This window comes from Streptomyces sp. WG7 (assembly GCF_049975785.1).
In the GTDB taxonomy this organism is placed as follows: Bacteria; Actinomycetota; Actinomycetes; order Streptomycetales; family Streptomycetaceae; genus Streptomyces.
Genome location: NZ_JBNGGE010000046.1, coordinates 1 through 19,533 on the forward strand (window position 1 = coordinate 1; position 19,533 = coordinate 19,533).

Annotated in this window: 9 protein-coding genes; 3 read left to right on the plus strand and 6 right to left on the minus strand. The window is 73.7% G+C overall.

Annotated elements, in window-relative coordinates; genetic code table 11:
* From ACP4J0_RS31245 to ACP4J0_RS31255, 3 genes are all read left to right on the plus strand, one after another.
* A partial coding sequence (locus ACP4J0_RS31245) for an amino acid adenylation domain-containing protein (RefSeq protein WP_426602080.1) occupies window positions 1–6,889 on the plus strand: 6,889 nt, incomplete at its 5' end.
* A gap of 210 nt (window positions 6,890–7,099) precedes the next feature.
* Window positions 7,100–8,200, plus strand: a complete 1,101-nt coding sequence (locus ACP4J0_RS31250; RefSeq protein ID WP_426602081.1) for a flavin-containing monooxygenase — start codon at window positions 7,100–7,102, stop codon at window positions 8,198–8,200.
* Window positions 8,197–8,631 carry a hypothetical protein gene (locus ACP4J0_RS31255; protein ID WP_426602082.1) on the plus strand — a complete coding sequence of 145 codons (435 nt, stop codon included), beginning with the start codon at window positions 8,197–8,199 and terminating at the stop codon, window positions 8,629–8,631. Before ACP4J0_RS31250 ends, ACP4J0_RS31255 begins: the two co-directional genes overlap by 4 nt.
* Before the next feature lie 48 nt (window positions 8,632–8,679).
* On the opposite strand, the gene ACP4J0_RS31260 is transcribed toward ACP4J0_RS31255, so the two are convergent.
* From ACP4J0_RS31260 to ACP4J0_RS31285, 6 genes are all read right to left on the minus strand, one after another.
* Complete coding sequence (locus tag ACP4J0_RS31260) at window positions 8,680–10,356, minus strand: long-chain fatty acid--CoA ligase (RefSeq protein ID WP_426602083.1); 1,677 nt, start codon at window positions 10,354–10,356, stop codon at window positions 8,680–8,682.
* A gap of 211 nt (window positions 10,357–10,567) precedes the next feature.
* Entirely contained in the window at window positions 10,568–11,122 is a 555-nt protein-coding gene (locus ACP4J0_RS31265) for a hypothetical protein (protein WP_426602084.1), read from the minus strand.
* 556 nt (window positions 11,123–11,678) lie between these two features.
* Entirely contained in the window at window positions 11,679–13,529 is a 1,851-nt protein-coding gene (locus ACP4J0_RS31270) for an SWIM zinc finger family protein (protein ID WP_426602129.1), read from the minus strand.
* An 884-nt stretch (window positions 13,530–14,413) separates the two neighbouring features.
* Window positions 14,414–17,329: an SNF2-related protein gene (locus ACP4J0_RS31275; RefSeq protein ID WP_426602085.1), complete on the minus strand. Its 2,916-nt coding sequence runs from the start codon at window positions 17,327–17,329 to the stop codon at window positions 14,414–14,416.
* Between the two features lie 113 nt (window positions 17,330–17,442).
* On the minus strand, window positions 17,443–18,027 hold the full coding sequence (locus ACP4J0_RS31280) for a sugar kinase (RefSeq protein WP_426602086.1): 585 nt from the start codon (window positions 18,025–18,027) through the stop codon (window positions 17,443–17,445).
* Complete coding sequence (locus ACP4J0_RS31285; RefSeq protein ID WP_426602087.1) at window positions 18,024–19,172, minus strand: ROK family glucokinase; 1,149 nt, start codon at window positions 19,170–19,172, stop codon at window positions 18,024–18,026. Before ACP4J0_RS31285 ends, ACP4J0_RS31280 begins: the two co-directional genes overlap by 4 nt.
* Window positions 19,173–19,533: the final 361 nt, after the last annotated feature.

A 19,533-nucleotide genomic window follows, 5' to 3' on the forward strand; every position in this document is an offset into this window, starting at 1 on the left:
ACTACCCGCCACCCTCAACGCCGACAAACCCACCGAACTCATCGACTGGACCACCGGCAACCTCCAACTCCTCACCCAACCCCACCCCTGGCCCCCCACCCCCCACCACACCCGACGCGCCGGCATCTCCTCATTCGGCATCAGCGGCACCAACGCCCACATCATCCTCGCCGAACCCCCCACCCCACCCACCACCAACGACACACCCGACGACGCCGACCGACCGGACGGCACCACCCTGCCCTGGATCCTGTCGGCACGCTCCGCGGACGCACTGGCACAAGCCGCGAAACGGCTCGCCGACCACGTCCGCGCCCGACCCGGACTCAGCCCCGCCGACGTGGCGTACTCCCTCGCCACCACACGCTCCGCCTTCGAAACAAGGGCCGTGGTCCCCGGCACCGACGGACACGACGGACTCCTCGCAGGCCTGGACGCACTGGCCACCCGCGAGACCGACGGCGTGACCGCGGCTGTCTCGGGTGCGAAGCCGGGCCGTTCCTCAAAAGCTCCGGTCGTGTTCGTGTTTCCGGGGCAGGGGTCGCAGTGGGTGGGGATGGCGGTGGGGCTGCTGGACTCCTCGCCGGAGTTCGCCCGCGTGATCGGCGAGTGCGAAGCGGCCCTGGCACCGTTCGTCGACTGGTCGCTCACGGCGGTGCTGCGCGGCGAAGAAGGTGCACCCGGCCTGGACCGGGTGGACGTGGTCCAGCCCGCGTCCTGGGCCATGATGCTCGGCCTCGCCGCACTCTGGCGGGCCGGCGGCGTCAACCCCGTGGCCGTGGTCGGACACTCCCAGGGCGAGATCGCCGCCGCCGTCGTCGCCGGCGGCCTGTCCCTCGAGGACGGCGCCCGCGTCGTCGCCCTGCGCTCCAAAGCACTGCGGGCACTGTCCGGCGGCGGCGGCATGGCCTGGCTCGGCATCCCCGAAGCACAGGCGGAGGAACTCCTCGCCGCATGGTCCGGGCAGATCTCCGTGGCGGCCGTGAACGGTCCCTCGTCCACGGTCGTGGCCGGCCGGCCCCAGGCACTGGAGGAGCTGCTGGCCCGGTGCGAGGCCACCGACGTGTGGGCGCGCCGCATCCCGGTCGACTACGCCTCCCACTCCCCCCACGTCGACGAGATCCGCGACACCCTCGCGGAGGACCTCAAGGACGTCAGCCCGCGACCGGGCCGGATCGCGTTCCACTCCACCGTCACCGGCGGCGTCCTGGACACCAGCGAGCTCGACGGTGCCTATTGGTTCCGCAACCTGCGCAGCCGGGTCCGACTTGCCGAGGTCGTCGAGCAGCTCGCCGCGCCCGGCGTCGTCTTCATCGAGGTCAGCGCCCACCCCGTCCTCGTCTCCGGCATCGCCGAGACCCTGGACGCGCTCGGTGGCGCAGGTGCCGCCGTCGGGACCCTCCACCGCCACACCGGCGGGCTCGACCGCTTCGCGGAATCCGCCGCCGAGGCGTGGTCCCACGGCGTCGCCGTCGACTGGCCGGCGGTCCTCGAGCCCTACCGGACCCGCACCGTCGAACTCCCCTCCTACCCCTTCCAGCGGCGCCACTTCTGGCTCACACCCGAGCCCGCCGCCCCGCAGGCCGCGCCGCGACCGGTGGAGCAACCTGTCGGGCCGACGGACCTGTTGGGCGTACGGCTGCCGTCGTCGCCGCTCGCGCAGGCGCAGTTCGCCCCGCGGCTCGACCCCGTGGCGCATCCCGTCCTCGGCGACTTCGTGGTGGGCGGGCGACCGGTGGTCAGCGCCGGGGTGTTCGTGGAGTCGCTGATCGAGGCTGTCGTCGAGCTCTCCGGGCCGGGCCCGGTGTCCGTGGAGGAGCTGGAGCTGCCCGTCGACCTGGTGCTCGATCCGGCCGGCGAGGACCGCTCGTCGGCGGATGCCGTACGCGCCACCCAGCTCGTCGCGGACGACGGGCAGTTCCGCTACTACGCGCAGGACCGGGCCGGTGGTTGGCAGCTGCACGCGCGGGGCCGGGCCCGGTCGGGCGCGTCGGCCGCCCCCACGGTGACGCTCGCACCGGTCGGGTCGGGCCGCGAGCTGACCGGCGACGGGCTGTACCGGCTGCTGTGGCAGCGCGCGCTGTATCTGGGCTCCGCCACCCGCTGGGTGGAGCGGGTCAGGCTCGGCCGGGGCGAGGCCACCGCCGAGATCCGTCCCGCCGTGCCCGGCGAGGCGGAGCCCTACCTGATACACCCCGGGCTGGTCGACGCGATGTTCCAGACCGCGCTGGCCTGCTTCCCCGCGGACGGCCCGGGCCTGGTGCCGGTCGGTGTCGACCGCTTCGTCCACTACCACCGGGGTGTCCCCCGGGACGGGCTGCGATGTCACGCCGAACTGTTCGACGGCGGCGCCCGGGCGCGCATCCGGCTCGTCGGCGCGCACGGCCGGCTGGTCGCCGAGGCCGACGGAGTGCGTTTCGCCCCCGCGCTGCCCCGGCTCGCGGCGGAACCCGCGGCCGTACAGGCGCCGTCGGCCGAGCACGTGCCCGCAGTCGGGCAGACACCCACGGCCGCGCACACATCCGCGGTGGTCCCGGCACAGCACCGGCCGGCCACTGTCCCGACCGTCCCGGCTCCGGCGGCCCCCGCCCCGGCCGACGTGCCGAAGGCAGCCCCCGCCGTGACGCCCGAGGCGACGCGGGCCGTCGTGACCCGGACCGTCGCCCAGGCGCTGGGCACCACGCCGGCCCGGCTCGACGCCCGGCAGCCGTTGCAGGCGCTCGGCCTGGACTCCCTGATCGCGATGAAGATCCGGACCACGCTGAACCGGGAGTTCGACGTCGCGCTGCCGATGACGGCCTTCCTCAACGGCCGCAGCACCGACGACATCGCCGAGGACGTACTGGCCGCGCTCGGCGCGGGGACCGAGGCGGAGACCCCTCAGGCCGACGACGGGGCCACCGCGGCGCCCGGGGACGACGCGGAACGCTACGAGCCGTTCGGACTGACCGACCTGCAGCAGGCGTACCTCGTGGGCCGAGGCGACGCCTTCGAACTCGGCAACACCTCCACCTACTTCCAGACCGAGATCGACCTGGAGAACGTGGACCTGGACCGGCTCGGCGCGTCCTTCCGGGCGATGATCGAACGCCACGACATGCTGCGGGCGGTCTTCACCGCCGAGGGCGAGCAGCGCGTACAGCGCGATGTCCCCGCCTACGTGATCCGTGAGACCGACGTCTCCGATCTGGACCCGGCCGAGCGGGAAGCCGCGCTGGCCGCCGTCCACGAGGAGATGCGGCACCAGGTCTTCGACACGACCCGCTGGCCGCTGTTCGACGTGCGGGTGACCCGGATCGACGACCGGTCGATCCGGCTGCACGCCGGCTTCGACGCTCTGATCATCGACGGTTTCAGTACGTCGATCCTGTTCAGGGAGTGGGCCGCGCACTACCGCGGTGAGACGCTGCCCGAGCTGCGGCTGCGCTACCGGGACTACGTCCGGCAGGCCCGCGCCCTGGAGGGCGGACCCGAGTACGACCGGGCGCTCGCCTACTGGCGCGGCCGCCTCGACACCCTGCCGCCCGCTCCCCAACTGCCGCTGGCCGTCAGCCCGTCGAGTCTGGACCGGCCGGTGTTCACCCACCGGGGCGCGACCCTGTCGAAGGAGGACTGGGCCCGGTTCAAGGAGCACGCGGCGACCGCCGGGGTCAGCGCCTCCGCGGCCCTGTGCACCGCGTACGCGCAGGTGATCGCGGAGTGGAGCGCCACCGACGACTTCTCGCTGAACCTGCTGTTCTTCAACCGGCTGCCGCTGCATCCGCAGGTCGGCGACGTCATCGGCAACTTCTCCACCACTCTGATGCTGGAGATCCACGACTCGGCCGACGACACGTTCGCCGTCCGCGCCGCCGACGTCCAGCGCCAGCTGTGGAGCGACCTGGAGCACAGCCAGGTCAGCGGTGTGCAGGTACTCAGGGAGCTGAACCGGGCCCGCGGCGCGTCCGTGCGGGCCGCCGCGCCGGTCGTCTTCACCAGCCTGGTGAACTTCGCGGGTCAGCAGGACACCGAGCAGCGCGGAGTCGTGCAGTACCTGGCGGGAATAGGTGAGAACGGCCGTCAGGTGAGCAGTTCGGTCCGCACCCCGCAGGTATGGCTGGACCACCAGGCGGTCGAGGAGGCCGGTGAACTCGTCCTGAACTGGGACGTGATCGAGGAACTCTTCCCGGCGGGCTGCGTGGACGCCATGTTCGCGGCCTATCTGCGGATGCTGCACGACCTGTCCCGCGACCCGGCGGTCTGGCAGCGGCCCAGGCCCGCTCTCACACCCGCCGCCGACCTGGCCGTACGGGCCGCGGCCAACGCCACCGACGGGCCGGTACCCGACGGGCTGCTGCACGACGCGGTCCTCGCCCGGGCCGCGGCCACGCCCGACGCGCCCGCGGTCATCACGCCCGCGCTGACCCTGACGTACGCGGACCTCGACCGCAGGTCCAACCAGGTGGGGCACCGGCTGGTCGCGCAAGGGGCCGGCCCCGGCGACCTGGTGGCGATCGTCATGGACAAGGGCTGGGAGCAGGTCGTCGCGGCCCTCGGCATCCTGCGGGCCGGGGCGGCGTACGTCCCGGTCGACGCCCGGGTGCCCGCCGAGCGGCTGCACGTGCTGCTGGACAGTGCCGGGATCAGCCGTGTCGTCACCCAGCCGTGGGTGGACGACACGGCCGACTGGCCGCAGGGCGTGGTCAGGACCGTGGTGCGGGCGGACGGAGAGGACCCGGCGGGTGAGGAGCGCCCGCTCGGCCCGTCCGGCGCCAAGCCCACCGACCTCGCCTACGTGATCTTCACCTCCGGTTCCACCGGGCTGCCCAAGGGCGTGATGATCGAGCACGGGGCGGCCCTGAACACGGTGGTGGACGTCAACGAGCGCTACCACGTCACCGCGGCGGACCGGGCCCTCGGACTGTCCGCGATGAACTTCGACCTGTCGGTCTACGACGTCTTCGGACTGCTGTCGGTGGGCGGCGCCCTCGTCCTGCCCGAACCGGCCGCGCACCGCGAGCCCGCCCGCTGGGCGGAACTCGTCACCGAGCACGGGGTGACCATCTGGAACAGTGTGCCCGCGCTGATGGAGATGTTCACCGAGCACGCCCTCGCGAACCGGCTCACCGGGCTGCCGCTGCGGCTGGTCATGATGAGCGGGGACTGGATCCCGGTGACGCTGCCGGGCCGGATCCGGCTGCTGCTGCCGGACGCCGAGCTGTGGAGCCTCGGCGGCGCCACCGAGGCGTCGATCTGGTCGATCCTGCACCCCATCGGGGAGGTCCGGGACGACCAGGTGAGCATTCCCTACGGCAAGGCGATGCGGAACCAGCGCTTCTACGTGCTCGACGGCGCGCTGCGGCCCTGCCCCGTGTGGGTGCCCGGCAACCTCTACATCGCCGGGACGGGGCTGGCCCGCGGCTACCTGAACGACGAGGCCAAGACCCGCGCCGCCTTCCTGCACCACCCGGTCACCGGTGAACGCCTGTACCGCACCGGCGACCTGGGACGCTTCCTGCCGGACGGCACCATCGAGTTCCTCGGCCGGCAGGACTCCCAGGTCAAGATCCAGGGCTACCGCATCGAACTGGGCGAGGTGGAAGCCTCCCTCACCCAGTGCGAGGGCGTACGGGCCGCCGCGGTCGTCGCGGCGGGCGAACAGCACGGCCCGAAGCGGCTGATCGCCTACGTCGTCCTCGACGACGGGCGCGACGACACCGAGCAGCAGATCACCGACGCGCTGCGCCGGGTGGTCCCGCAGCACCTGGTGCCGCAGCGCGTCCTCGTCCTGGACGAACTGCCGCTCAGCGACAACGGGAAGGTCGACCGGGCGGCCCTGCCCGCGCCCGACGAGGTCGCCGTCGAAGGCGCCGGCTACGTCGCGCCCCGCGACGACGTGGAACGCCGGCTCGCGGAGATATGGGCGGAGTTCTTCGGCGTGACCGGGATCGGGGTGCGGGCGAGCTTCTTCGAACTCGGCGGGGACTCGCTGCTCGCGGTGCGGCTGATGGCCAGGATCGCCCGCGGTCTGGGCCGCAGCCTGCCGTTGTCCAGCCTCTTCTCCCGGCCGACCATCGAACTGCTCGCCCAGGCGGTCCGGGAGGCCGGCAGCGGCGAGGACCGCCGCAGGGCGCTGGTACCGGTACGCACCACCGGCTCGCGGACCCCGCTGGTGTTCGTGCACCCGGTCGGCGGCGACGTGCTCTGCTACGCCGAGCTCGCGCAACTCCTCGGCGACGACCAGCCGTTCTACGCGCTCCAGCGGCCGGACACGGAACTGCTCAGCGTCGAGGACATGGCCGCCCACTACGTCGCGGCGGTCCGCGAGGCGCTGCCCGACGGGCCCTACCGGCTCGGCGGCTGGTCGATGGGCGGGGTCATCGCCCTGGAGATGGCGGCCCAGCTCACCGCGGCGGGCGCCGAGGTGGACCTGCTGGCCGTGATCGACCTGATCGAGCAGCCGGGGCCGGCCACGGGCGTGCCCGTCTCCGACGAGGTGCTGCTGTCCTGGTTCGCCCGGGACCTGGCGGGTCTGGCCGGAGTCGACTGGGAGCTGCCGCCCGAGGCGTTCGACGGCCGTCCGCCGGTGCGGGTGCTGCACGCCGAGGCCCGCGCGGCGGGAGCGTTGTCCGACGACATCGACCTCGACACGCTGAGCCGTATCGTCGACCGGTTCCGCACCAACTACCGGGCCCTCCTGCGCTACGCGCCCAGCAGCTTCGCCGGGCGGGTGGTGTCGCTGCGGGCCGCGGACGGCGGCGCGACGGTCGAGACGGCGTCCCGCTGGATGGAGCACTTCCCCGGCGACGCCGCCCTCGTCGACGTGCCCGGCGACCACTACACGGTGATGCGCGGCGAGCGGCTGCGCGTCCTGGCCGGGGAGCTGCGCCGGGCCCTCGACGCCAACTGAACCGAACCTGCCGGGCCGCTTCTCCGGGCGGCCCGGCAGCTACCCGCCGGTCCCGTCCCGCGGGACCGGCGGAGTCCAGGACCAAGGAGTGAGGACATCCGGTATGCGAATTGATCCGGCCGACCAGGCCGACCCGAAACGACGGCAGGCCGGCGTCACGCCCGCCGGGGAGCCGACCGGGGCCGCCGGCGGCGGCGCCGGAGCGGGCCGATGAGCGCGTTGCCGGCCACCGTGCCGGTCGCCGTCATCGGGGCGGGCCAGTCCGGACTCGCCGTCGGGTACTACCTGCGGCAGGCCGGCGTACGGTGCGTGCTGCTCGACGCGGGGGGCGAGGTCGGCGAGACCTGGCAGCGGCGCTGGGACTCGCTGACACTGTTCACGTCCGCGCGGTTCTCCGGCCTGCCGGGGCTGCCCTTCCCCGGCCACGGTGCGCGCTACCCCGGCAAGGACGAGGTCGCGGCGTATCTGCGCGACTACGCCGAGCGGTTCGATCTCCCCGTGCTGACCGATCACCGGGTGCTGTCGCTGCGCAGGGACGGGGACGGCTATCTGCTGACCACCGCGCACGGCGACTGCCGGGCCGGCCAGGTCGTGATCGCGACCGGCGCGTTCGGCGTCCCCCGGGTTCCGGAGTTCGCCGCCGGGCTGAGTCCGGACGTGACCGCCCTGCACACCAGCGACTACCACGGCCCCGCGCAGGTGCCGCCGGGCACCGTGGTGATCGTCGGCGACGGCAACTCCGGCCGGCAGATAGCCGTGGAGCTGGCCGGGACCCACGGTGTGGTGCTCAGTCGCGGCGGCACCGTCTCACCGCCGCTGCCGCAGACCGTCCTCGGACGGGACATGTTCTGGTGGATGAGCGTCCTCGGCGTGATGAGCCTGCCGGTGAACATGCAGGCACCCGACCCGATCGTCGGCGACCGGGTGCCCGAGCTCGTCGCGGAGGGCCGGATCCGGACGATGGGCCGGGTCGTCGCGGCCGAGGGCGCCGAACTGCTGGACGCGGACGGCGAGCGCGTCAAACCGTCCGCGGTGATCTGGGCGACCGGCTACCGCACCGACTGGAGCTGGCTCGACCCGGAGATGCTCGATGACACCGGGCAGCCCCGGCACACCGAGGGCATGGGGGCGCTGCCCGGCAGCTACTACCTGGGTCTGTACCGGATGCGTACCCGCGGCTCGGCGCTGATCGGCTTCGTCGGCCGGGACGCCGAGCGCGTCGCGGCGGCGATCACCACCGCGGTCCACGGCACCACCACCGCACCCGGCACCACCACCGTTTCTCCCACGGCAGAAGGCGAGCCGTCATGACCGGCGTCGTGTCCAAGGAACTCGAGGTGCTGGGCGCGCTGTTGGCGTTCGACTTCATCGGGTTCGCACAGAAGTCCGCCGCCCTCGATCCCGCCGACCCGCACTACGGGCAGGCGGTCGGTGCCGCGTTCGGGCTCGCGGTCCGTCGCCGCTTCCCGAAGGGCGCGACATCGCGGGAGATCGGCGAGTACGTCGCGGACGTCCTCGGCTCGCTGGAGGCCGGCGCGGAGGATTTCGCCCCGGCGTTCCTCGAGCACCTGGTCGCCGACGGGCTGCACGGAGGCGCGGAGCCCGACGGTGAGCAGCTTGACCCCGAGACCATGATCCAGGCCCGGCTGGTGCTGACTCTCCGGATCGTCCGGGAGCTGGACCTCGGCCCCGACCAGCAGCGCGAGTTGCTGGCCGAGGCGGCGCACCGGGTGACCGCCTGAGGTGTACGGACGCGGCGCTCCGGGTGGTCCGGGGCGCCGCACCGCCGTTCACTCCCCAGGCCTCCCGGGCTCGGTGGGTACCTGTGCGCCGGGGTCACCCGGGAGCCGGACGTCCAGCGCCCCTTCCGCGTACAGCGTCCGCACCGACCGCTTGTCGTACTTCCCGACGCTGGTCTTGGGCACCGCGTCCACGAACGACCACCGCTCCGGTATCCACCAGCGCGCCACCCGCCCGGTCAGGAACTCCCGCAGCTCGTCCGCGCCGGTCCCGGCGCCCGGCACCAACGACACGCAGGCCAGCGGGCGTTCCTCCCAGCGCGGGTCGGGCACACCGATCACGACCGCCTCCAGCACCGCCGGGTGCTCGATGATCGCGTTCTCCAGCTCGATGGTGGAGATCCACTCGCCGCCGCTCTTGATGCCGTCCTTGAGCCGGTCGCTGACCACCACCCAGCCACCCGGCTCGATCACTCCCAGGTCGCCGGTGCGCAGCCAGCCGTCGTGGAACTTCTCCGGGGCGTCCTCGGTGTTGAAGTACGACCCGGTGACCCACGGCCCGCGCAGCTCCAGTTCGCCCACGGAGGTTCCGTCCCACGGCTGCTCGCTGCCGTCCTCCGCGATCAGCCGCACCTCCACGAAGGGCATCACCCGGCCGCTCTTGGCCAGCCAGCCGACCTCGTCCTCGTCCGGAGCGCCGTGCGGAGGGACCGCGAAGGTGGCCAGGGGGCTGGTCTCGGTCAGGCCCCAGCCCTGCTTCAGGCGGACCCCGTAGCGGTCCTTGAGCTGCTGGAGCAGGGCGCGCGGCGGGGTCGCGCCGCCGCAGCCCGCGAGCCGTACACCGCTCAGGTCCAGCGGGTGCTGCTCGCCGTGGTGCACCAGGCTGTTCCAGATCGTGCAGATCGCCGCCACCGCGGTGGGCCGCTCCTCGTTGATGACGCGGGCCAGGTCCGGGGTGTGCAGCAGCCGCCCGTTCATGATCAGGTCGGAGCCCGCCAGCCAGGCGGCGTACGGCCAGCCCCAGGCGTTGGCGTGGAACATCGGCACGATCGGCAGGACCCGGTCGCCGTCGTGCATCGCGAATCCGGCGCCTGCCGAGACACCGAGCGTGTGCAGGGAGATCGAGCGGTGGCTGTAGGCCACGCCCTTGGGGTTGCCGGTGGTGCCGGTCGTGTAGCAGAGCGCCGCCGCTTCCCGCTCGTTCAGGTCGGGCCAGACGAAGCCGGGCCGCTCGGCCGCCAGCAGCTCGTCCCAGCGGTGCACGGTGATGTGCCCGGGCAGGTCCGCGTCCGGCGTGCCGCCGATGACGACCATGTGCCGTACGCTGCCCAGCCGGTCCCGCAGGGGAGTGAGCATGTGCAGCAGGGTGGCGTCGACCAGGAGGAAGGCGTCCTCGGCATGTTCGACGATGTAGCCCAACTGGTCGTGGTGGAGCCGCAGGTTGAGGGTGTGCAGTACCGCGCCCATGCTCGGTACGGCGAGGTATGCCACCAGGTGCTCGGGAGTGTTCCAGGCCAGCGTGGCGACCCGTTCACCGGGCTGCGCGCCCAGCCGGGTCAGCGCCGCGGCCAGTCGCTCGGCCTGGTCGGCGATGTCGGCGAAGGACTGCGAGGACCGTGCGGCCGGTCCGTCGGCGCATCGCACCACCCGGCTGTCCGCGTAGACGCGTTGCCCGTGCCTGAGGATGTCCCGGACCAGCAGTTCACGGTCCTGCATCGTGCTCTTCATGGTGCGGCCCCTTAGAGGTGCGCAGTCAGAAGGTGCTCTCGGCGTCGCGCTCACTCCCCCCGTTCCGCGTCCGGTCCCTGGAGGGTGGGAGCGCGGGGCGGGGAGGAGCGGGTGCGCCTACGCGCAGAGCCGGCCCCGATGGCGGAGCCGGCCCCGATGCCGGGTGACGACGCCATGCCGTCACCCGCTGCTGCCCGGCCGATGGCCGGGGTCAGCCCAGGTACTCGATCTTTCCTACCAGTGAGCAACTGACGTTGGAGTGGTCCAGCAGGTTGACCCGCGCGTCCATCTTTCCGTTGCCGGTCGCGTACTGGTACTCACCGGTACCGCCGGTGATCACGAACGAGCCGGACGGGTAGACGAGGTTGTCCTCCGTCAGCGGAGCGGCGAGGCGGTAACTGAGGTTGAGCTTGTCACCGTCGCTTTCCGTGATCGTCGCCGTCCCGGTGATGTCGTACTTGCCGGGGACGACCGCCGTGCATGCCACCTCGTCCTGCGTCCAGGTGCCGTTGGTGATCGGCTTGCCGGTGGCGGTCCCCGTCCCTATCACCTCGAAACCCGCGCAGTGCTCGGTGTCCGGATGCGTGCTCGCGACCACCGCGTACTGCGCGGTCATCTCGAACGTCGGAAGCCATTGCTCCGCGCCGGCGACCGCACGGTCGGTCTCAACTGCGAATGTCGTACCGGCCGTACCGCCGACGATCAGCACCGCTGCGGCCGCTGCGCCTGCTGTGCGCGCCAGCCAGCGGTGTGCAATTCCTGCCATGTTCTCCCCCGTACTTGTGCAGGTGTTGTCCAACGAGGCCTGAGTAAAGGCCCGTTTAGAACAGTTTCCCCGACCGAGACCTCTCTCGTCCAGGCATTCAGCCTATTTTCATACTTTCAGTTGGGTACTACGATTTATCATTCGCTCACGCGAATGCTTCGCTTGTGTTCATGGCAGCGAACCTCTCCGGGAGCCGCAGACAAGGGGCTGTTTCTGACCCGGGCTCAGGATGGAGTGAGGGGAGTGGGCGGCACGGGGAGCCGTTTTTCCGCCTTTCGTTGGCGCGAGACGGTGTCGAGGAGTACGCGTTCACCTGTGCGGCCGGAGGGGTGCGGCCGAGCGGGGAGATACCGGCCGAGGAGTTCCGTGCCGGTCTGCCGGGTCACGCGATCGTGAACGGGCGGCTGCACACGTTCGCTCCTGCTCGTGACCGCGGCCGCCCGCGGACGGCGGGACGTACGCGGTGAGCCGGTGCGCGCCTCGCGGGCCATGCGGTGCGCGTGAGGAGCGAAGGGGGCCACCGTGGTCCCGGGCTCCACGGCGGTGGTCCCGCCGGTCAGACCTCGCCCGGCGTGCCCAGGCCCGTCAGGGCGCCGACCGGGTCGAGGTCGGGGGTGCCGCGCGGCCACCAGTCGTCGCGGCCGGGTTCCGACTCGTAGGCGTACCAGAGTCCTGCCCGGCCGAGCCTGAGCTGGACGTGGTCCCGGGGGTGGGTGAGGCGGTTGCGCCAGGGGCGGAAGGCGGGGAGGTCGGCGGCGAGCAGCAGGGGCCGGGCCCGGTCGAAGCGGCCGGCCGGCGGGTCCCAGGGCTCCTCCAGGACGGCGAGACCCTCCGGTCCGCCCTGGCGCCAGGCGGCCACGGCGCGCGCCAGGTCCGCCGTGCCCCGGCCGGCGGCATCGGCGAGGGACGCGTAGAGCGCCCGGGTGCCGACGGTGAGGCCGGAACCGGGGCGGGCCGCGGCGAGGCGGACCGCGTCCTGCCACAACGTCAGCCCGCCGACCGGGTCACGGCCCGTGGTGAGCAGGGCGTGAGCGCGGGCGGCCGCGTCGGTGGCGAGCTGGTCCAGCGCGAAGGGGTCCGGGCCGCCCGGTGCCGCCGGGTAGGCCGGGGGCTGCTCGGGGTGCGGGGGCGGGGGCAGCGGCGCCGGGAGCGGCGGCAGGGTGCGCGCGGCCAGGGCCTCGCCCGCCCGGACACCTGGCAGCGGCGTGGGCCCGCGGTCCTGGGCGGCGCGGGCCGCGCGGGCCGCGTTGAGCCGGGAGAGGGCGTCGAGCAGCTCGCGTTCACCGCGGCCGCGGAGCAGGAGCAGGACGAAGGGGTCCGCGTCGAGCAGTCGTGCCGTCTGGTAGCAGAGGGCGGCGGCGTGTTTGCAGGGGTGCCCGGAGTCCGGGCAGCTGCACTGCGGGGCGAGGTCGCCGGGGCCGGGGAGCAGTGGGGTGCCACAGTCCGCCAGGGAGTGCGGCAGCTCCTTGTCGAGGAGGGCCGCGATGTGCCCGGGGCGTTCGACGGCGGCGTCCAGGAACCGCTCCCAGTCGGCGTCGCCGAGCGTGCGCAACCGCACCTGCACACGGTACGGCCGGGGCCGGCTGCCCTGCACGTAGGCGAGGACCAGGCCGGGCGTCACGGTGATGGCGTCGACGTGCCCCCGCTCCGCGTACCCGCGCCCGCGCGCCAGCCGCGCGGCGTCCAGGGCGCCCTCCTCCAGCGCGGTCACCCATGCGTTCCCCCACCATGTAGCGGCGAATCCCTCGTCCGCCGCCCTGGGCGGGAGGGCGGGGAAGGTACGACGGAGCTCGCCGTCGCGGCCCGGTGCCGCCATCGAGCGGGGAGCACGTGGCTTCGCGGGCGGTGCGGAGGGGGCATGGCCCTGCGCCACCGGGTACGGCGCCTGCGGCCGGGCCGGTGGTGGTGACAGTGGAGGCGGTGGAGGCGGTGGCTCGTACGACGCGGGTGAGGGCCTCGGCTCGTCGGCGGTGGACGCGGGAGGTTCGGCGGCGGGGCGGTACGAGCCGGGCGACGGGTCCGGCTCCGGGTGCGGGGTCACCGAACTCTCGGCGGATCCGCCGCCGGCGGGCTCCACCAGGGGCGCGGCTCCCCCGGCGGGGTCCGCCTCCGGAGGCAGACGGAACGCGCCCGCGACGAAGTCCCGCACGGCGCGGGCCCTGGCATCGGCGGTGCGCGAACCGCCGGTCCTCTGCGGGCGGCCGGCCGGCCGGGACGGTCGCCGTGTGGACGACGCCGCACCGTTGGCCGCGGTGTCCGCTTTCGCCTGCCGACGAGCAGCCCGCAATGCCTCACGCGCCACGTCCGCCGGTCGTCCGTCGCCCTCGTCGACGGAGCCGGGGCGGGCCACGGGGGTCGCGTCGACGGGAGAGTGCGCCGGGCCAGGGGGGTTCGCCTCGCCGGGCAGGGACGTAGGGATGACGGAGGGGGCCGCCGCTTCGTCGGAGCGGCCGACATGGCCGGCCCCACCCGCCGGGGCGGAGGCTGGTGTGCCGTCAGGGACGTCCGGCCCAGCGGGCCGGGTCACCTCTTCGGGCCGGTCTGCTTCGTCTCGTGGCGTACCGGGTGGGCACGGTGGACCGTCCGTACTCGCGTCCGGCTGCGCGTACCGAGGGATGACGCCTTCCCCCGCCGCGCCGTCGGCGACAGCGCCGCCGTCCGCCTCCGCACGCCGTGCGGTACGCGCGCTGCGCAGCGCCGCGCGTGCGACGTCCCCGGGACGCGGCCCAGTGCGCTCCTCCGGCTTCCGGTCCTGGTCCGTGCTCCGGGCCTGGTCCCTGCTCCGGGCCTGGTCCTTGTCCTTGTCCTTGTCCTTGCCCTGGGCCTGGGCCTGGTCCCCGTCCCGGGCCTGGTCCTTACCCTGGGCCAGGGCCAGGTCTGGGTCCTGGCCACGGTCATGATCCTGTTCCCGGCCCCGGCCCCGATCCCTGTCCCGGACCTGGGCCAGGCCCTGTATCCGATCCCAGCGTTGCGCCTGGTCCCGACCCTGCCCCTGGCCCCAGCCTTGGTCCCGGTCCCGGTCCCGGTCGTCGTCCCGGTCCCGGTCCCGGGCCTGGTCCCCGTCCCAGGCCTGGTCCTGGAGCTGGCTCCCGTCCCGGGCCCGGTCCTCGACCTCGGCCTGGTTCCGATCGCGGGCCTGGACCTGGTCCCCGTCCCGTCCATGTCCCCGCACCGGCTCACGCCCCGTCGTCGCCGCACCGACGTCTGCGTCTCCGGCGGGGCCCGGCTCCCGCTCACTTCGCTCGCGCGCCTCGCGCAGGGCGCGGCGGGCCTCGTCGGCGGGCCCGGGGGTCATGACGGCCTCCGCAGGGACACCAGATCGGACAGTTCACGGACCGTCAGTTCGGTGAGGGCCGCCTCGCCGGAACCCAGTACGGCATCCGCCAGGGCGCGCTTGGACTGGAGCATCTCGGCGATGCGGTCCTCGACCGTGCCCTCGGTGATGAGCCGGTGGACCTGGACCGGCTGGGTCTGGCCGATGCGGTAGGCGCGGTCGGTCGCCTGTTCCTCCACGGCCGGGTTCCACCAGCGGTCGAAGTGCACGACGTGGCCCGCGCGGGTGAGGTTCAGGCCGGTGCCGGCCGCCTTCAGGGACAGGACGAGGACGGGAGTCGCCCCGCTCTGGAAGCGGTCCACCATGCGTTCGCGCTCCGGGACCGGCGTACCCCCGTGGAGAAGGTCGACAGGGACCGCGCGGGCGGTCAGGTGGGAGGTGATGAGGCGGGCCATTCCGACGTACTGCGTGAAGACGAGTGCCGAACCGTCCTCGGCGAGCAGCGTGTCCAGCAGCTCGTCCAGCAGGGCGAGCTTGCCGGAGCGGGCGGTCAGCCGGTCGGCCCCGCCCGGCGGATGCTCCTCCTTCAGGAACAGCGCGGGGTGGTCGCAGATCTGCTTCAGCGAGGTCAGGAGCTTGAGCACCAGGCCCCGGCGACCGATGCCCTCGGCCGACTCGATGGCGAGCATCGATTCGCGCACCACCGCCTCGTACAGCGCGGCCTGTTCCCTGGTGAGCGGGACGGGGTGGTCCGTCTCGGTCTTCGGCGGCAGCTCGGGGACGATCCCCGGGTCGGACTTCTTGCGGCGCAGCAGGAACGGGCGGATCAGACCGGCGAGGCGCTCCACAGCCTCGTCGTCCTCGCCGTTCTCCACCGCGCGCGCGTGCCGGGCGCGGAAGGACTTGAGGGGGCCGAGGAGGCCGGGGGTGGTCCAGTCGAGCAGCGCCCACAGCTCGGAGAGGTTGTTCTCCACGGGCGTGCCGGTCAGCGCCACGCGCGCCGGGGACGGGATCGTGCGCAGGGCCTTCGCCGTCGCCGAGTACGGGTTCTTGACGTGCTGCGCCTCGTCCGCGACGACCATGCCCCAGCGCTGCTCGGCCAGGGTCGCCGCGGCGGACCTCATCGTGCCGTACGTGGTGAGGACGAAGCCGCCCGTCAGACCGTCCAGGGTGCGGTCCGGGCCGTGGAAGCGGCGGACGGGGACGCCGGGCGCGAACCGGGTGATCTCCCGCTGCCAGTTGCCCAGCAGGGAGGCGGGGCAGACCACCAGGGTCGGTTCGGTGCGGGCCCGCTTGAGGTGCAGGGCGATGACGGTGATCGTCTTGCCGAGGCCCATGTCGTCGGCGAGGCAGCCACCGAGGCCGAGGGAGGTCATGAGGTCGAGCCAGGCCAGGCCGCGCAGCTGGTAGTCGCGGAGGGTGGCGTGCAGGCCCGGCGGTGGTTCGGCGGGGTGTACGCCGGCGGTGAGACGGTCGCGCAGGGCGGCCAGCGCGCCGACCGGCACCACGTCGACCGTCTCGCCGTCGGCCTCCGCACTGCCCGTGAGGGCGACGGACAGGGCGTCGACCGGGTCGAGCAGGCCCAGGTCGCGCTTGCGTGCCTTGCGGACGAGACCCGGGTCGACCAGCACCCACCGGTCGCGCAGCCGGACCACCGGGCGGTGGGCCTCCGCGAGGGTGTCCATCTCGGCCTCGGTGAGCGGGTCGCCGCCGATCGCCAGCTGCCAGCGGAACTGGAGGAGAGCCTCGCTCTCGAAGAAGCCCGTGCCGTCGGTCGCCGAGCCGGGCGCGGGCCGGACCACCGCGGTCGCGGTGAGGTCCTGGGCCAGGTCACGGGGCCAGTGCACGGCGACACCGGCGGCGGAGAGCCGGCCGGCCGCCACGCCCAGCAGGTCGATGACCTCCTCCTCGGAGAGGCTGAGTACGTCGGGCACGTCCTGCTCGGTGAGCCGGTCGAGGGGCGGCCAGACCCGCGCCGCGCGCCGCACCGCGAGGGCGGCGTCCACGCGCGCGCGGGAACCGAACGCCGTGTCGGCCGTCCCCGACCACAGGTCCGCCGCGTCGGCCACGAGGGTGGGGTCGGCCAGGCTGTGCACCTGGACGACCGCCGCTCCCGCGCTGCGCACGCCGCCGTTGCCGTCGCCGTCCCCGTCGAAGAGGTCGTACGCCGACAGATCCAGGCGGAGCGAGATCCGCACGCCCGCGTCCATGCCGGCGGCGACCTCGGCGGCCCAGTCGTGGGCGTCGGGCAGGTGCTGGGCCCCGCGGGCGGCGAAGGGCCGGCCCGAGGCGTGGGGCGCGGCCGGGGTGCGGGGCAGGGTGTCGGCGACCGCGTCCAGGAAGGCGCGGATCAGCGCTTCCGGTTCCGGCAGCTGGATCGGACCGGGCCCGTCCAACGGAACCGCGTGGCCCTCCGGGGGCATCGCGGCGGCCACCGCCCGCAGGTGCGCGATGTCGTCGGGGTCCAGCGGGCCGGCCCGCCAGGCGTCGTGGCCGGTCGCCGTCAGGCCGGGCAGCAGCCGGCCGCGCGCGGTGAGCCGCAGGGCGTGCAGGGCCGCGGCGCCCCAGCACGCGGTGGCCGGGTGGGCGGCCGGGTCGTGCCGGGCGCGCACCAGCAGGGGCAGCGCCTCGCCGAGCGGGAGCGACAGGGCGGGCGTCGTCCTGCGCCGCGCCCCGGCGCCGTGTCGCCGTACGACGGTGAGCTCCGTGATCCCGGTGGGACGGGCCGTGCCGTCGGGAGGCGGGACGGCGGCCACGGGCCCGCCCTCGGGGTCCCAGAAGGCGATCCGTGCGTCGCGCGGCAGCGCCGCGGGCAGGAAGACGGCCGCGAGCCGGACGGGGACGGAGGGGGCGGGCCTCTCCGGCTGCCTCGCCTCTCCCCTCCGCCCCGCTCGTCCGGCAGCCGTCGTGCCCATCACAGCCATGTCGCTCATACGTCCTGTCACCTCCCGCCCGTGTGCCGGATCAGATGTCTTCGACTCTACGGGCGGGGTCTGACAATCGGCCCCGGCGGCCCCCGGGCCCGGCCGTCGTCGCGCGTACGCGGTCAGGGAACCGTGCGCGAGACGACGTAGACCATCGGGTAGTCCGGGTTGTCCATGTTCACGACGACGTCCTGGGTGGGCGCCGGGTTCCGCTGCTCGTTGACGAGGCCCCACCAGGAGGAGCCGGACCCGCCGAACTCCCAGCCGGTGACGCGCTGGGCACGGTCGCTGATGGCGATCTTGTCCCGCTCCAGTGAGTCCCGGTCGACGCCCAGTCCCGCCAGGAAGGCGTCCAGTCCGGCGCCGGTGGTCTCGAACTGGACGTAGAGGCGGCTGGTCTTCCAGTTGTTCGTCTCGTAGTACGCGACCTCTTCGGACGGGACCGGGACGGGCACCTCGTAGATGCGGCGCTGCAGTTTGGAAGGCCAGCCCTCGGTCATGCCGGTCGCCGCGTACTTCGCCTCCTTCTCCCGGCCGCTGTCGCGGCTCTGGTTGGCGGAGATCACGAGGTAGCCGGCCGGGATGCCGATGAGCAGCACGATGATGAGCAGGGTGAGCGACCGGCGGCGGATCATGTGCCGGCGGCCCTCCGCCGGCGGCCGGGGCGTGTCCGGGGCCCCGGCCTGGTGCGGCAGGGGATCCGTCACAGCGACTCCCCGGACGCGCGGCGGGCCTCCGCGTACCGCTCGTAGCGCTCGTACCGCTCCACCCGGCGCCGCTTGGCGCGGCGGAACCGGCGGGCGACCAGCCGGGACAGGTCGGCGGCGCCCACCATGCCGGCCTCGGGGCCGAGCTGGGCGCGGACGATGCGCGCCTCGGGGCGGTAGCCGCGGCCGGTGAGCTGGCGTTTGAAGGCGTCGCGCGCGGGGCCGATCAGCAGGTCGTCGGCGGCGCTGACCCCGCCGCCGATGACGAAGCAGGACGGGTCGAGGGCCGCGGCGAGGTTGGCGATGCCGACGCCGAGCCACTGGCCGATGTCCTGGAGCAGCTCGACGCACATGGCGTCGCCGTCGCGGGCCAGCTCGGTGATCATCGGGCCGGTGATGTCGCCGATGCTGCCCTTGACGTGCTCGATGATCCCGTAGGCCACCGGCGAGTCGGCGGCGGCCAGCTCGCGGGCCTCCCTGACCAGGGCGTTGCCGGAGCTGTACTGCTCCCAGCAGCCGCGGTTGCCGCACGGGCAGCGGTGGCCGCCGGGCACGACCTGCATGTGGCCGAACTCACCGGCGACCCCGTACTTTCCGCGCTTGACCTGGCCGTCCTCCAGGATCGCGCCGCCGATGCCGGTGCCGAGCGTGATCATGACGAGGTGGTCCTCGCCGCGCCCGGCGCCGAAGCGCCATTCGGCCCAGGCGGCGGTGTTGGCGTCGTTGTCCACCAGGACGGGGACGGCGAGGCGGCCGGCGATGCGGTCGCGCAGCGGCTCGTTGCGCCAGGACAGGTGGGGGGCGAACAGCACGCGGTTGCGGTCGGCGTCGACCCACCCGGCCGCGCCGATGCCGACGGCGTGCACGTCGTGCCGGTCGGAGAGGTCCAGGACCAGTTCGACGATGGTGTCCTCGACGACCTTCGGGCTCTTGGACTTGTCCGGGGTCTCCGTGCGGAGCTTCTCCAGGATGTTGCCGTCGGCGTCGACGACGCCCGCCATGACTTTCGTGCCGCCGATGTCGATGCCGACCGTCGGCACGCGGGGCGCCGTGAGGTGCGAGCGGCGTTCCCTCGTGCCCACGGTGCGCAGGACCGGGGCGCGGCGGGAGCCGATGGGGGCGGTGAGGTCGCGGTAGGTGCTCATCGGGTGCGATTGTGCCGCACGCCCCCACCGGGTGCCGAACGGGACAGGGGCGGGGCGGGGCCGGCGTACGCCGTCCGCGGGTCGATCGTGGCCGGTCGCACGGGTCCCCCGCGGCCCCTGAGCTGGTTCCTTGGCATCGGCGATCACGCGGTGCGAAGTGTCCGGGACGCGGCACGGCCCCACACCCCCATGATCCGTCCGCCGCCACGACACACCGGTGGGGCAGACCGGCGGGCAGGACGGACGGTTGCGGGGGTGGGGGCGGTACTTCCACAGGCCTGCGCCGAGGACGTTCTCGCCCCCACTTCCCGACCCGGTGCTCCCGGCGGTTCTCCGCCCGGGCGGCGGCTCGGCACTCCCG